This window comes from Vibrio sp. Vb0598 (assembly GCF_033338935.1).
GTDB classification, from domain to species: Bacteria; Pseudomonadota; Gammaproteobacteria; order Enterobacterales; family Vibrionaceae; genus Vibrio; species Vibrio alginolyticus.
In genome coordinates this window covers 1-14,877 of the sequence record NZ_JAWOTP010000001.1, presented here as the reverse complement: position 1 = coordinate 14,877, position 14,877 = coordinate 1, and the positions used below count along the sequence as shown (strand labels likewise).

The 14,877-nt window shown below is 44.0% G+C and carries 15 protein-coding genes; 3 read left to right on the top strand and 12 right to left on the bottom strand.

Annotated features, from left to right (window positions below; translation table 11 throughout):
- Positions 1-32 precede the first annotated feature (32 nt).
- The 9 genes from R7Q38_RS00075 to R7Q38_RS00035 form a co-directional block, all read right to left on the bottom strand.
- The gene (locus R7Q38_RS00075) at positions 33-1,205 is read right to left on the bottom strand and encodes a tetratricopeptide repeat protein (protein ID WP_213903174.1); all 1,173 of its coding nucleotides are present in this window, start codon (positions 1,203-1,205) and stop codon (positions 33-35) included.
- Positions 1,202-1,822, bottom strand: a complete 621-nt coding sequence (locus R7Q38_RS00070) for an energy transducer TonB (RefSeq protein ID WP_005374256.1) — start codon at positions 1,820-1,822, stop codon at positions 1,202-1,204. The genes R7Q38_RS00075 and R7Q38_RS00070 overlap by 4 nt, the downstream gene beginning before the upstream one ends.
- Complete coding sequence (locus R7Q38_RS00065) at positions 1,822-2,226, bottom strand: ExbD/TolR family protein (protein WP_005374257.1); 405 nt, start codon at positions 2,224-2,226, stop codon at positions 1,822-1,824. The genes R7Q38_RS00070 and R7Q38_RS00065 overlap by 1 nt, the downstream gene beginning before the upstream one ends.
- Entirely contained in the window at positions 2,223-2,777 is a 555-nt protein-coding gene (locus R7Q38_RS00060; RefSeq protein ID WP_005374258.1) for a MotA/TolQ/ExbB proton channel family protein, read from the bottom strand. Before R7Q38_RS00060 ends, R7Q38_RS00065 begins: the two co-directional genes overlap by 4 nt.
- Positions 2,777-4,144, bottom strand: coding sequence for a MotA/TolQ/ExbB proton channel family protein (locus R7Q38_RS00055; protein WP_239938517.1), 1,368 nt, complete (start codon positions 4,142-4,144; stop codon positions 2,777-2,779). Before R7Q38_RS00055 ends, R7Q38_RS00060 begins: the two co-directional genes overlap by 1 nt.
- Entirely contained in the window at positions 4,145-4,912 is a 768-nt protein-coding gene (locus R7Q38_RS00050) for a DUF3450 domain-containing protein (RefSeq protein ID WP_025998693.1), read from the bottom strand. It abuts the gene before it with no gap.
- Positions 4,913-4,986: 74 nt separating this feature from the next.
- Entirely contained in the window at positions 4,987-7,086 is a 2,100-nt protein-coding gene (locus tag R7Q38_RS00045) for a TonB-dependent siderophore receptor (RefSeq protein ID WP_053304676.1), read from the bottom strand.
- A gap of 207 nt (positions 7,087-7,293) precedes the next feature.
- Positions 7,294-8,667 carry a sensor histidine kinase gene (locus tag R7Q38_RS00040; protein ID WP_136976329.1) on the bottom strand — a complete coding sequence of 458 codons (1,374 nt, stop codon included), beginning with the start codon at positions 8,665-8,667 and terminating at the stop codon, positions 7,294-7,296.
- Positions 8,667-9,332 carry a response regulator transcription factor gene (locus R7Q38_RS00035; protein WP_005386018.1) on the bottom strand — a complete coding sequence of 222 codons (666 nt, stop codon included), beginning with the start codon at positions 9,330-9,332 and terminating at the stop codon, positions 8,667-8,669. Before R7Q38_RS00035 ends, R7Q38_RS00040 begins: the two co-directional genes overlap by 1 nt.
- Before the next feature lie 230 nt (positions 9,333-9,562).
- Between R7Q38_RS00035 and R7Q38_RS00030 the strand changes: the two genes are divergently transcribed.
- Positions 9,563-10,273, top strand: coding sequence for a glycerophosphodiester phosphodiesterase family protein (locus R7Q38_RS00030; protein WP_017819703.1), 711 nt, complete (start codon positions 9,563-9,565; stop codon positions 10,271-10,273).
- Positions 10,274-10,308: 35 nt separating this feature from the next.
- Here R7Q38_RS00030 and R7Q38_RS00025 read toward each other — a convergent pair whose 3' ends face one another.
- Positions 10,309-10,791: a murein L,D-transpeptidase family protein gene (locus tag R7Q38_RS00025; protein WP_005374271.1), complete on the bottom strand. Its 483-nt coding sequence runs from the start codon at positions 10,789-10,791 to the stop codon at positions 10,309-10,311.
- 242 nt (positions 10,792-11,033) lie between these two features.
- On the opposite strand from R7Q38_RS00025, the gene R7Q38_RS00020 reads away from it, so the two are divergent.
- Both R7Q38_RS00020 and R7Q38_RS00015 read left to right on the top strand, forming a co-directional pair.
- Entirely contained in the window at positions 11,034-12,029 is a 996-nt protein-coding gene (locus tag R7Q38_RS00020) for a 2-hydroxyacid dehydrogenase (protein ID WP_054579202.1), read from the top strand.
- An 85-nt stretch (positions 12,030-12,114) separates the two neighbouring features.
- Positions 12,115-12,471 carry a YibL family ribosome-associated protein gene (locus R7Q38_RS00015; RefSeq protein ID WP_005374274.1) on the top strand — a complete coding sequence of 119 codons (357 nt, stop codon included), beginning with the start codon at positions 12,115-12,117 and terminating at the stop codon, positions 12,469-12,471.
- Positions 12,472-12,634: 163 nt separating this feature from the next.
- Here the strand turns inward: R7Q38_RS00015 and R7Q38_RS00010 are convergent, their stop codons facing one another.
- Positions 12,635-13,666 carry a cytosolic protein gene (locus R7Q38_RS00010; protein WP_104976326.1) on the bottom strand — a complete coding sequence of 344 codons (1,032 nt, stop codon included), beginning with the start codon at positions 13,664-13,666 and terminating at the stop codon, positions 12,635-12,637.
- A gap of 103 nt (positions 13,667-13,769) precedes the next feature.
- Positions 13,770-14,531, bottom strand: a complete 762-nt coding sequence (locus tag R7Q38_RS00005) for a cytosolic protein (protein WP_239939311.1) — start codon at positions 14,529-14,531, stop codon at positions 13,770-13,772.
- Positions 14,532-14,877: the final 346 nt, after the last annotated feature.

The window sequence follows — 14,877 nt, the reverse complement described above, 5'->3', positions numbered from 1 at the left end:
GACTGAGCTCGGGTATTTAATAAAAATGTTCGCTATGAGTTCTGCGTCGATTCTACTTTGCGTAGCTGAGATAGATACTTAACCCAACTTTTTGCCTGATTCGATGGCTTAATCTCATTCGCTCTTTTGGCATTAGCGAGCGCATCGTCAAACCGCTTAAGTTTGTAGTAAGCGCGAGTTTTGATAAGTGCAACATCCGCTTTACGACCTCTGACATTATCGAGCGCGGCAATGGCATCTTTATAATGGCCTTCTTGCACCAACAGTTGAGAATAGTTCCAGTAATACTGCCTATCTAGCTGAGCTGCAATACGCCAGCTATCAATAGACTCTTCCCACTCTTTTGCCATTTGCCAATACGTTGCTTGCTGAGCTTTTAGCTTACTATTCGAGTTTACATCCTCTAGCTCGTTCATCACCAACGCAGCTCTCTCAGGAATACCTCGTTTCGCGTACAATTGTGCCAGCAGCTTTAAGTCATCTTGGCTAAGTTGTAACCCTTTCAGTTTTGCCAACGCCAAAGAGTCTAGGGCACGTTTGTTGTCATCAACCCGTAGGTATAGAGCAACAAGCTGACGCCACCATTCAATTCGCTCAGGTTCAATCACGATTAAGCGTTTGATGGTCGAGATTGCCGGCTTCCACTTTTTCAGTTCTAGCTCAGCAGAAAGCTTTATCGACAATGCGCCAAGCTTGTCTGGCTGACCAAATTTCTCATAACGAGCCATTGCTGAAAGCACTTTTTGCCACTGACTCAGTTGATAATGAGATTGGGAAATACGTAGCCATAGCTCATGCGCTTGTTGACCTTTAGGAATGTTTTGGCTCAAGGCATAGTAATGAGGTAACGCCTTAGAAAAACGTTGCTCGTTCAGCAGTATATCAGCCAACATTTTTCGGGTTTGCCATGCTTGCTCATCTTGTAGCAAACCACTATTGACTGCCAACTCAAGTTGCTTAATCGCCGCTTGAGTTTGCTCGTTCTGCCAGTAAAAAATACCCAACATTCGAGCAACATAAGCTTGGTCATATCCACGAGAAAGCTCCATAGCTTCAAGAGATGAAATCGCTTCTTTTAGTTTCTCCTCTTGAGCCAAGTTGTGTGCTCGTTGAACTCTCGCTGCGGTGTATTGGCTTAACTCACTGGCAATGGTTGAGAGTGCACTCAGGCTTAATACCGTACCGATTAAGAATTTTTTCATCATTTGGCTAACTTGAACTCCACTTTAGCGGTTTGTCCGAACTGCTCAATTGACACACCATCCTCAACTTTTGGCTGATACTTCCATTTTTTAAGCGCACGGATTGCTTCCCTTTCAAACATGCGCTCGGGCTCAGCCTCGATCACTTCAATATCTTTTGGTCGTCCAGTTGCATCGATCGTGAAACGCATAATGACATAACCTTCCACTCTACGTTTCAGCGCCTTACTTGGATAGCGAGGATCAACACGATACAACGGCAGTGCTTGCTGGTTGCCCATTGTTCCCTTCAAGTTTGGGGCGCTAATCGCAATGCCTTCAAGGGCAGTGTTTAAACCTAAAGCACTGACTGGCGTCATCTGACTCATTGGTTCCATTTGAGTATCAGCTTGAGATAGATCCATTGGCTCCGGCGCTTGAGGTGGTTCTGGTTGCTCCGGCACTGAACGTTGACGACGCTGCACGTCTGCTTCATTCTCTACCATCACCATATCAAAACGAACGGCTTCTGAAGCTTCTGGTGCACGCTGGTTGCCTTTATCAACCATCCACGCCATAAAGCTAAACAAGCTCACAGAAATTAACAGTGATGCTGGTAGTGCAAGTAACAGCCTGCCCATTAAGGTTTCTCCGCCGCCAATGCAATGTTCTTCACACCCGCCGCCTTTGCAGCGTCCATCACTTTCACGACAGTGCCATTGTAAGCATGCTCGTCAGCTTGGATAACTAACGAGGCATCAGGTTGATCAAGTAACAGGTGCTCAATAGAGGCCTCAACACGCTCAATATCAACCACTCGTTTGTCAATGTACACATCATTCGCTGCCGTTACTGCGATAAAAATGCCCGCATCTTTTTGGCTTACTACATTAGAAGCCTGAGGGCGATTCACTTCTACACCGGATTCACGTACAAACGAACTGGTCACAATGAAGAAGATCAACATGATGAAGACGATATCAAGCATCGAGGTTAAATCGACTTGAGCTTCATCTTGTTGGTTAGGTCTGCGTCCGAGTCTCACTTTTGACTCCTTAAAGATTGTTCTAACTGGATAGCTTTTCGTTCACACACTTTGCTAAGGCGAGCATGAATAAACATGCCCGCAAGCGCTGCTACCATACCTGCCATGGTTGGCAGCGTAGCAAGTGAGATACCAGAAGCCATCAATTTCGGATTGCTGCTGCCTTGCGATGCCATTACGTCAAACACCGTAATCATGCCTGTCACCGTCCCTAACAACCCTAGCATTGGGCAAACCGCCACAAGTAGCTTAATAGTCGATAGGTTTTGGCGTAGTTCGATTTGCGCTTTTGCAATCCATCCTTCACGGATTTGATGCGCGTACCAAGAGTGGTGCTCTGATCTTGCGTGCCACTGCTCACAAAGCTGTTTTTTTACCCCAGGGAAAACCGTTGTGAGATAAATAACTCGCTCCATAACCAACAGCCAGCACACCGCCACGACGGCGGCCAGCCACCATAGGATTTGACCACCTTGCTGCATAAAGCTCGTCAAGGTTGTGGCCCAATCCTCACTGATCAAACCCAATGTGCTGAGTAGGATCTGCTCCATTACGCTGCGTTCTCCGCTAAGGTGTTAGAGTGACTTTTGTTATTCGGCATATCACGCTCAGCTTGTTCTGCAACTAAACCGATGCCTTGTTTTTCTAAGATACTGCGAATATTTTCTGCTTGAGAGCTCAATACGTTGTGCGCTAATAGCAAAGGCATGGCTGAAACAAGGCCAAGTACGGTAGTCACAAGTGCCATTGAAATACCACCCGCCATTACTTTCGGATCACCATTACCAAATTGAGTGATGACTTGGAAGGTTTCGATCATACCCGTTACCGTGCCTAGTAGGCCAAGCATAGGAGCTAGAGCAGCAAGAAGCTTAAGCATCGACAACCCTTTTTCTAGGTGGGTTTGCTCATCAACAACAGCTTCCAAAAGACGTAGTTCTAACGCTTCTACGCTGCGATGCTTGTCTTTCTGGTATACCGCAAGCACGCGACCCAAAGGGTTGTTTCCTGGCTGAGCTGGGGTTTTCAGCTGCTTCATGATTTTCTGGCGCGAAATCATCAGTGATGCACCACGTACGAGCGCAATCAATAGGCCGATAGCCAATAAACCAAGGATGATTTTACCGACAACGCCACCCGCATTTAGGCGATCAGCCAAAGTCGGTGAGTTTGCAAGCTGTTCAAGAAGAATGCCACGTGACGGATCAATGACAAGTGCATCAATGTCACCAGAGGAAATAGTATTCGCTGTTGGACCGTTCTCAGGCTGACGAAGATAGTTTACCGCGTCTCCGCGTTGACCATTCCACTTAACGTAGCCAGTCTCATCTAGCAGCGCCATAGAACCAAGACGAACACCATTAACCGTTTGTTCACGACCTTCGCCATTTAGCAGTGTGAAAGAGACGTTTGCCATTTCACCGCTTGCTTTGATTTGTTCTTCCATGCTGCGCCACATCGCCTGAAGTTGGGTCAACGTTGGCAGTGATTTAGCCGCAACAATAGCATCGATATCTTTCTGATATGAGTTTGCATCTACACCGGTTACTGAGCTTTTTAGCTCAGACTCTAGCTCTTTTGCGTTCTGGCGAACGACGCCAAATAACTCACCTAGGCTCCCGGTTTCTAGACGCAACTTTTCTTCTAGCTGTGCCAGTTCTGCTTCATTTTCACCGAAGGTAACACTTAATGAGTCCGCTTCTGCTTGAAGAGCAGCCCGCTCTGCCACCAATTTATTCTTTATAGCCTGTAGCTCTTGCTCTGTTTGCTTAAAACCTGATTCACGCGCGACATTGTGCGATTGCTGTTGACGATTTTCTTGCTGCGCCTTTTGTAACAACGCATCACTAGCAAGAGTTGTATGAGGCATTAATGCGGCTGTCGAGATTAATGCAACCGATAACCATTTTTTCATCATTTATTTGCCCTCCGCAGCGGTTAACGACACTGGTAGAGTTAACATGCTCGGCGCGATCTGTTTATTCGCCATAGCGAACGCTTTGTCTAGCTCTGATTTTTGCTCAGAACCCACTTGTTGCCATGCTTGTTGTTGCTGTTGCCAGCTCCAAAATGTGTCACCAGATAAGCTACGCGCTACCAAAGACAAACGCCCTAAATAGAGAATGTCCGCCTCCACAGCTTCATTGTCACCTAGGTTAATCTTGCCTTGGTAAACGCCAAGCTTGGTGCCGTAATCCATTTCAATTTGGTACGCTTCTAAAATACGACGAAACTTCTCTGCATCCGCAACGTCTGCACGCGTCATCATGGAATCCAGCTTTGCAATTCGCTCCTCACGTTGCGCTTTGCGTATAGGCTTGTCGTTAGCGACGAGCACTTTTAAGCCCTCAAGCATGTGATACATCAAAGGCACGACACCTTGACGAGTTTGAGCAATCTGCTCAATTTGCTCGTTCAAGCTATCAACTTCTTGATTTTGACTTTCAACAAGGCTTGCAAGATGATCGCGATAAATCTTCAAGTTACCGACTTCCTCTTGCAGCTGCTCAATTTCAGCTTCTAGAGTAAGTGATTTTTCTGCGCTTGCATCAATACGTTTTTGGCTTACCGCCGACGACTGGTTTGTTTTACTCTGCACAGCTTGTGCATCGTTTAAGTTCGCCGCGTGAGCGGGAATCAAAACCGATGATATCAACAGAGCGATACTTGATTTCATTAGATTCATACGAGTTATATTTCTGTGTTCCAAAAACGACCAAAGGGGAAGACTACCCTTCCCCTCTAATAATCAAATTGTTATCAGTACTTGAACTGGATTGTTGCCATGTAGTTGCGGCTTTCTCCAACCACAACCCCACTCGCACCTTTTTGCTCGCTATTCGTGCTACCACCACCTGCGAAGTAGTCGGTATCGAATAAATTCTCGACATTGAATCGAGCAATGATATCCAAGTTTTCATCGTACTTATGTTTGTATGACACGCCCATATCAACGCGAGCGTAGCCATCTTTCTTGAAGGTGTTCTTTGCATCACCGTAGCGATCACCTTCATAAATCAAACCAAGGTTTAAGTTAGTGTTGTCTTGAACCTTGTAGCTAGACCATAGACTTGCCGAGAACTCTGGCACGTCTACAGGGCGGTTACCCTCGAATTTTTTATCCGCTTTCGTCAACTCTGCATCCAAATACATTGCAGAAGCCGTTAGCGACAACTCTGGGGTCACAAAACCTTGAGCCATTAACTCAGCACCTTTGTGAACTTGCTCACCACCTTGCGTTTTCTTGTGTAGGAGATTGCCGCCCGCGTCTTTGCCGCTTTCAACATCCAGCGAGATGTTCTCTAACGTGATATCAAACACTGCACCAGATACAAATAAGCGCTGATCAAACAGTTCCCACTTAGTTCCGATCTCGTAAGAGATACCACGCTCTGCGTCTAGCTTCTCACCATCATTGATATACTTTTTGCCACGACCACTGCTGACTTCACCTTGCGGCATAAAGCTTTCAGAGTACTGAACGTAAACCGAGCCATTCGTCGCTGGGTGGAAAATTACACCAAATTTTGGAGAAACCTGGTTTTCGGTCAGGTCATCATCACGCTTTTCGTCATAACGAACACCTGCAAGCACTTGCCAGTAATCATTAATCGTCATCATATTTTGCGCGTAGATACCCCAAGTATCGTGCTCGCTTGTGGACTGTTTAACTTTCCCTGAGTAGCCAGGACGAGGCACTGTCTGACCGGCTTCTATACTTATAGGGTTGTAATACTTTTGGAAACGGTCATAGGTATACTCTAGATAGTTCGCACCTACCAAAAACGTGTTATCTGTACCAAACAGAGAAAAGTCCGTCGTCACATCTATATATGCAGTATCAAACACCCAATTATCTTTGCGTTCGTTACCAGAATGGTCGATCTTAGTATCTTGGTCATAAGTTTCGAAACCTGGGTAAGACTCCACATCAAAACGCTTAAAGTCTTGACGGTTGTAACCTGCTTTTACGTTCACGTTATCCGTGACTTGCGCATTAATATCGACACCGTAGTTTTCTACTTCGTTATCAATTTCAGACCACTGCGCATCCCAAATGTACTTATCACCGCGAACCGCTTTGCCATCAACAATGTATGCGCCAGAGTCCACGCTACCATCGTCTTTCGTGCGATCGTAATGAGCCGATACCATAAAGTTGTCGGTGATGTCGTACTCAACCACTAGGCCCGCTACCGTACGATCTGTTTCTGGCTCTGTACCATCGCCGTATCTGCGCCAAGAGCCGTAGCTTTCTTTGGCAAAAATTGCGCGCGCACGCAGTGTCTCTGCATCATTTAGTGCGCCACTCACATCAAGCACAGTGCGTGAGTGATCATTCGAACCTAGATCTTGACTCAAACTTGCTTGTGTTTGAGTTGTTGGTTTTTTCGAAACCATGTTTACCAAGCCACCCGGCTCAGATTTGCCGTATAGCAGACCTGATGGACCTTTAAGCACTTCAACACGCTCTAAAAGCTCAATTGGCTGACGGTAATGTGACCAGTGTTGACGACCATCACGAAGAAAACCGTCTGAACTGCTAAGTTCAAAACCACGTAGAGAGAAACGTTCGCGGTTACGGCTTGTACCACCCGCGCTAACACTTGCATCGTTACGTAGCACTTCACCAAGTGTACTTGCACGCTGCTCATCAATTACCGTTTCATCGATAACCGCTACTTGTCCCGGCGTTTCCAGCTGCGTCATTTCCATGCGCATTGCTGTACTGTTTGTATCTGCCTTGTAGCCGAACTCTCGACCTTCTACAACTACATGTTCGTCTGTTTGAACTTCCGCCACTGCAGGTGTTGCTAACACTGCACCGATCACTAACGCCAAATGGCTCTTAGTAAACATATCCTTTCACTCCGATTATTATTTTTCGGGTCACATACTTGTTGAATGCGATTCCCTCTTAATTATTTCGCGGGTGAATATAAGTGATAAGTATTACCATTTGCATTAAATTTACATTCTTTGCATTTGCAAACTTTTGTAAAGTACTCTCTGATGATGCGCCATGATAATGTGATATTAATCACAAAAATTACGACTTAATCATACTTATTGCTTGAACACTAAAGTAACCCTCAGACCACCTTGCTCACGGTTTTTCGCCGTAACTGCTCCACCCATAATACGCATGGATTCTTTGACAATCGCAAGACCTAAACCGTAGCCACCAAGCTTTTTATCTCTAGAAGCATCTAAGCGCGTAAACGGATCAAAAATATCGACCAGCTTGTTATCTGGAATACCAGGCCCATCATCAGATACTGACATGATGGTGAACTGCTGCCCTTCTTTGACATAATTTTCCAGAGAAACTTCTATCTGAGATGCTTGTCCTGAATATTTAATGGCATTACCAATAAGATTGTTCAAACAACGAATGACGAGCGTTTCTTCACAAATGGCTTTAGCACATACAGCTTCTGAGCGGAAAGACAACGTCTGTTCTGACTTCAAATCTATTTTGCAACGCTCTACTTGCGGGGAGAGCAAAACTTCTAAATCACAGCGTTTCGTGGCTTTGTCGAAGCGCGCATTTTCCAAGCGACTGAACTCCAATATATCGCTGATCAAATGGTTTAGCTCTTTTGCTTCATCTTCTAGCCTTGTCACTAGACTTTGCTCACTTTCTCCAACACGCTTTCGCAAAAGATGCAGAACCAAGTTCTGCCTCGCTAACGGCGTTCTCAATTCGTGAGAGACATCTCTTATAAGCAGTCGCTGCTTTTCAGCGAGAGAATGAATCTGTTGCGTCATGTGATCGAAATCTTGCGCTAACTCGTTAAACTCACGCGTGCTCGACTTCAGCTCTTTCACGACACTGACATTAAAATCGCCATTAGATAGCTTTTTGCTTGCTTCTCTCAATCGATCCAATGGTTGCTGTAAGTTACGTGCCATTAGCAGCGAAAAGAGCGCCAAAATAACCACTGCAATCACGACTTTGAGAATAGAGAAATACAGAATGAAGTCATTTGCAGGGTGCAGTCGATGTGGCAATTGAATCACTAAAGTATTGCCATGAACTAAAGGAATATTGATGATGGGGCGATTCACTTTCCCCTCAAGTTGATCATCAATGCTTCTCTTAAATTGAAGTTTGAACTCGAAGTGCGGATGCATCAGACGGTGCGTAACTGGTTGCTGATGTTCATTCAACACAAATAAATAAAAGTTTTGCGCATTTGCCCAGTCAGCAAGTTCGTCCATGTCTCCGTGCTCAATCAATACATTGGCTTGATGTGCAAGGTCTAGCATTTCTTCTCGCACACTATCGGGCACTTTCAACATGGCTTTCACCAGAGCTTGTTCCGCTAAGGATTGCACGACCAAAATACTAATTACAATTGCGGTCATGCAACTAAATAACTTGAACGCTAAGCTATCTTTACGTTTTGCAATAAAAGGTGGACACCGGAGCTTCATTAACGGTTTACAGCCTCTAAATAACTGTAACCTTTGCCACGGAAGGTTTTGATATGTTGCTTGGAAAGCCCCGCTTCAACTAACTTGCGACGTATGTTACTGATGTGCATATCAAGGTTGCGATCAAAAGGACTCAGCTCTTTCTTTAACACTTCGGTTTGAAGCTCTGCTTTTGAAATCACGACTCCTTGGTTTTTTACCAAGTAGCTCAATAGTTCAGCTTCCGTACTTGTGAGGGGTAAGCTATTAAGCTGGTCACTGATCGTTTGAACGGTACTACACATCGTCTGACGTTGACGTTCCAAGCCGACACGACGAAGAATCGCTTTGATGCGCATTAGAAGCTCAGCGACATTAAAAGGCTTTCCGATATACTGATCGGCCCCCGCTTGGTAACCATCAAGCATCGAGTTTTCATCGTTGAGAGCGGTAAGCATTAGGATAGGTGTCGCGAAGCGCTGACAGATCCTACGAGCAACTTGCATGCCGTTAAGGTTTGGTAACATGACATCAAGCAATACAAGATCTACAGGCGTTTTTTCCATATATTGCAGCGCACTTTCACCGCAATGTACAGAAGAGACGATGTAGCCCTCCTCTTGCAAAACCGCTTCTAACAGCTCACACAAAGGAACGTCATCATCGACTATCAAAACTCGTGACATTACCACTCACCATTCAAATAAAAATGGTTCGCATTTTATTACTCATTTACCAATTAAACAACTACACACTCTAAGGCTTTAAGTCCACAAGACTCAGTCCAAGAAGCAGCAACGTGCCATTAGAGTTTAATGTTCACTTTTACGAAAGGTTCCTAACAATATGCACCTAGATATATCTTCATAGAAAAAACGAGTACAATCTGGCAACCGCAAAGCAAAAGATAAAGCGAATGGAAACGTTATTAATTGGTCACCGTGGCGTGGCAGGTTCATATCCTGAGAATACAAAAATAAGCATTCAGGCAGCCATTGACCTGGGGTTGAAGTGGGTGGAAGTGGATATACAGCCTACCAAAGATAATGTTTTAGTGGTTTGCCATGATCATACCGTCAATCGATGCAGCAATGGACAAGGGCGTGTTGATGAGCTCACCCTGGAAGACTTAAAAGCATTAGATTTCGGTAGTTGGTTTAGCACAGACTTTTCAGGCGAGAAGATCGTGACACTAGATGAACTGCTCACTTTAGCTACTGAGAATAAGCTTAACTTGAATATCGAAGTTAAAGTAGACAACCATCCAGCGGAAGAAGTGGCGCAGACTCTCGCCAATGCGTTAACAAAAAGTCCAATGCCGCAAGAGAATGTACTCCTATCGAGCTTTAGTCATGACGTCATTAGAGCGATGCACAAATACTGCAGTGGCTACCGATTGGGTGTGTTAAGTGAATTCTTTACGAGAAAAGATAAACGCCTTTTGGAAGAAGTTAGTGCCTATAGCTGCAACCTAAATATTAACTGGGTTCGTACTCGCCAGATAAACAAACTCCAACAAGCCGGTTACAAAGTGATGTGCTATACGGTGAACAATCCAAATAAACTGAAATACCTGCCTCAGTTAGACGGTATTTTTAGTGATCATCCACAGCGCTTTATGCCATAGCCTATAAGAGCCAGAACATTAAAGGGGACCTTTTATTACCACTCAATCTGAATTGGTGTCCCCATCTCGACAAGCTGGATAAATTCATCCATCTCCTCGTTGGTAATCGCAATACACCCATTAGTCCAATCAAAACTTTGGATGTAAATCGGCAACTGACTCTCACCGTTTTTTAAGCCATGAATTTTGATGTTCCCTCCAGGGGACACACCTCGGCGCTTCGCTTCCAACGTATCAATCGCATCAGGGTAACTGATATGCACAGAACGATAAAAAGCAGAGTCCTCTATAACATAATCTAGAGTGTACTCGCCCTCTGGCGTGCGATTGTCTCCCTCTTCTTGTTTATGTCCTTGCGGGTTCGCTCCTAAAGCAATTCGGTATTCTTTTAGCACTGCTCCTTGTTCCATCAAATACATTCGACGCTTAGACTTGTCGACTTTAACAAGGTCAACAGCTGCGTGAGTGCCCGAAGCAAACACACAACACAAGAACATAGAGAACCATTTTACTGACATTGTCGTAACGCCTAAGCTAATAAAGTGAACAAGAAAAGAGCGATAATGCTAGTCAGTTAATGCTCGTAAAGCAAACAGTATCTAATGCGGAACCGTAAGATAGCACTCGCTGAAAGGCGTACTTCTTGTTGTTGTTTGATACAACAAAAGTCAAAGAGAAGATTTCTCTATTCATTGCGGCTAAGTTGCATTACTTTATAAGCATATTTATTTATAAAGTCCGTACTTTTTGAGAGGGAACCATGATTAACATTGCTTTTTTTAGTGCAAAATCCTACGACGAAGCCTCTTTTAATAAAATTAAAAATAACCGCGATTTTGAATTTCACTATCACGACTTCCGACTAACCGAAAAAACAGCCAAGATGGCGCACGGCAGTGATGTCGTATGTGCGTTTGTTAATGATGATCTTTCAGCTCCTGTCCTTAAACAGCTTTCTCTGGGCGGGACCAAGCTTATTGCTATGCGCTGCGCGGGATATGATAAAGTTGATCAACAAGCAGCCAAAGAACTAGGCTTACAAGTGGTTCGAGTTCCTGCTTACTCACCAGAAGCAGTGGCAGAGCACACGGTTGGTTTAATGATGTGCCTAAACCGTCGCCTTCACAAGGCCTACCAACGGACACGTGACGCCAACTTCTCGCTAGAAGGTCTTGTTGGCTTTAACTTTTTCGGAAAAACCGTTGGTGTTATTGGTACGGGTAAGATTGGTATCGCGACGATGCGTATCTTCAAAGGGCTTGGCATGGAACTGCTTTGCTACGACCCCTACGAAAACCCATTAGCGCTAGAAATGGGAGCCCGTTACTGTTCGCTTGAAGAAATCTACGCTAATGCGGATATTATCTCTCTCCATTGTCCAATGAGTGAAGAAAACTATCACTTATTGAACGAAAAAGCCTTCGCGCAAATGAAAGATGGTGTAATGATCATTAACACCAGTCGAGGCGAGTTGCTAGATTCACTAGCGGCGATAGAAGCGTTGAAACAAGGTAAGATTGGTGCGCTTGGCCTAGACGTGTATGACAATGAAAAAGACTTATTCTTCCAAGATAAATCTAACGATGTCATTGTAGATGATGTTTTCCGCCGTTTATCGGCTTGTCATAACGTGCTGTTTACTGGCCACCAAGCATTCTTGACTCACGAAGCACTGAATAATATTGCCTCTGTGACGCTTGATAACGTCGAAGCCTTTTTCTCTGGTAACGTATCGGGCAATGAACTGATTAACTAAAGCCAGACAATCGAGAAGTATAGTAGAGCGTGTGATCTCAGCTATGCTATACTCCTCGACTATTTAAAATTTGAGCCAAATTACCATGAGCATAAAAACTGATATTCAAAAGCTGCACAACCGTTTAGATACATGCCAACGTAAACTTGATGCGGCACGTTCTCGTGGTGATCACGAAATGATTACAAAGTTCACGGATGAAGTAGAACAGCTTACCAAAAAGCTTAACCAGTTAAAGCACAAGCAAAACTATGAGCTGAACAAAGAACGTAAAAGCTTACTTGATATGCCTTTCTCTCGTGAAATCACCAAAGCAGAACAAGCGGACATCGGCAAACTGAAAAAACGCGTACGCGGCTTAGTAATCGTTCACCCATTAACAAAAGTTGGTAAAGAACTTCGCCTTGATGTGATGACAGGCTTTGCGCCAAAAGAGTTTTAAAACTCGCATTAACATTTATTGAGCCCAAGCATTTGCTTGGGCTTTTTATTTTGTACTGCTTCATTAGATTTCATCGAAATATCAATCCATAAGCTATTAAAAAGGCCAGCGACAAAAGCCACTGACCTATTTCGACCAATATCGTCCGCATTACATCTCAACGTTACGACAGTTGCTGCAACTTGTGCTCCACAACGGGATCATTCGGAACCAACTGCTGAGCGACTTCCAAAAGCTGTACTGCATCTTGCGGGTTGTCATACTCATGCTTAAGTGCAATATCAACAAGTGGCTGAATATCGATTTGCGCTTGATGCTCTTTCACATGTTCTTTCTTTTCTTCAATTAGTACATTATGAGCGGTACTCAGTAAGTTTAAACGATGCTGTGAACTCGCATTCGCCTTGTTAAGGCACTTATAGTAATCTTCTTTTAAGCGCAGCGTTTTGGTCTGATGACGAAACTGCGCTATATCTATCTTCTGATAACGTATAAAGTCTACGGCCACTTGCTTATAAAAACCGAATTTATTCAAATACGTCGCGTGGGTACCATGTCCCATCCCAAAGACTCTCAAGTGAGTGAGCTCTGGGTAGCGTTTGGCGTGAAGGCGGTCGATTTCATTAGTTGGATCATAAATGATATAGCCTTTTGCATCGCCAAGGTCGAGGTCGTGATACTTTCCTTCCCAATCAAATTGTTGGGCAAGTTCAGTACTTGACCTATCATCCCATGGCACCAGCACTTTGTTTTTTGTGCTGACCGGGTGAAACATCAATACTTGATCCAACTTTAATAGATTAGAAAAGGCACCAATAGCAAAACCACCGCGGCTAAGCCCATAACCTAAACGACATTCAAAAGGCTCAAGTAAAGTTGATAGCTGCTCTAGAAAGAAAATCAAATTACGGCTGCGAAACCAGTTACTTTTCCCAAGATGCTGAAATGAAATAATATTTACTTTTTGTTTCTGGGCTAAGCGATAACCCCAAGGCGCAAAGTCTGAGTGTAAGTCCTGTACTTGTAGATTCGTACCAGCAGGGGAAAAGGTGAACAACAACGGTTTATTGCGGTCGACAAACTCATACTTAACAAATACATCATCAAGTAAGTCCTCCCCGGACATCGGTAGCCTGGTTTGCTGTTCTTCACGAGAAAGAACCAGCCATTCATCCAACCAGTACAGTAACTTCATTAATCCTCCATCTAAATTGCGCCTAGCAATTGTGTTAAAAATCTAGTTTTTAGTGTGTGATCATCTCCCCCTGGTTACAGGGGACTCTGATATCAGTCCTCTTTTAAAACAAAGCGTGAATTTGCTTATTAAATTGGTCAATATCTAAGGTTTGATGGCGAACAAACTCCTGCGCCACCAGATTAAAAAATTCTAATTTATCTAATTGTGCGAATTGAGTGCCGTGTCCCATACCGACGACTTTTAAATGGGTAAGCTCGGGATAACGTTCAGCATGAAGACGATCAATGCGATTGGATGGGTCATAAATAATATAACCTTTGGCATTGCCCAAATCTCTATCATGATAGCCGCTTTCCCAAGCAAACTGCTGAGCAAGCTCAGTACTCGGCCGATCATCCCAAGGCACTAACGCTTTATTTTTTGTGCTAACAGGATAAAACAACAAAAGATTTTCTAGTTTCAGCAAGTTAGCGAACGCGCCAATTGCAAAGCCACCTCGACTTTGCCCATAACCCAAACGACATTTGAAGGGATGAAGCAACTCAGATAGCTGCTCCAGAAAGAAAATCAAATTCCGACTACGGAACCAATTACTTTGTCCTAAATGTTGAAAGGCAATAATGTTTACTTTTTGTTGTATTCCGAGCTCGTAGCCCCAAGGAGAAAAATCCGGAGTTAAGTCTTGTACCTGCACATCAGTACCAGAAGGAGAAAATGTGAATAACAATGGCTTGTTAAGATCGACGAGTTCATACTTCACAAATACATCATCAAGTAAATCGTAGCCAGAGATAGGTAAAGCCATCTCTTGTTCTTGCTGAGTAAGAGCTTGCCATTCATCTAACCAGTAAAGTAGCTTCATTTTTTCTCCAAGTGCATCCGCAGTATTTAGACTGGAACTCTATCAAAATGCGTTTAAGCATCCCACGTTGAGACTTAAAAAAGCTCTATTTGAAGCCCAAATGGCGTATGGAAATGTCTTCGATTGAAGGTATTACTGCGTAAACTAAACCCAAAGTAGGTACGCAAAAACTTGAAGAAAGAGCTAGAGAAAAACCAATTAGAAGTTTCGATAACAGCGGTTAAAAAACAGCAGATACAAAAAAACCGCTGTAAGAACAGCGGTTTTTTTAAAAGTGGCGGAGAGATAGGGATTTGAACCCTAGATACGCTATTAACGTATGCCGGTTTTCAAGACCGGTGCTTTC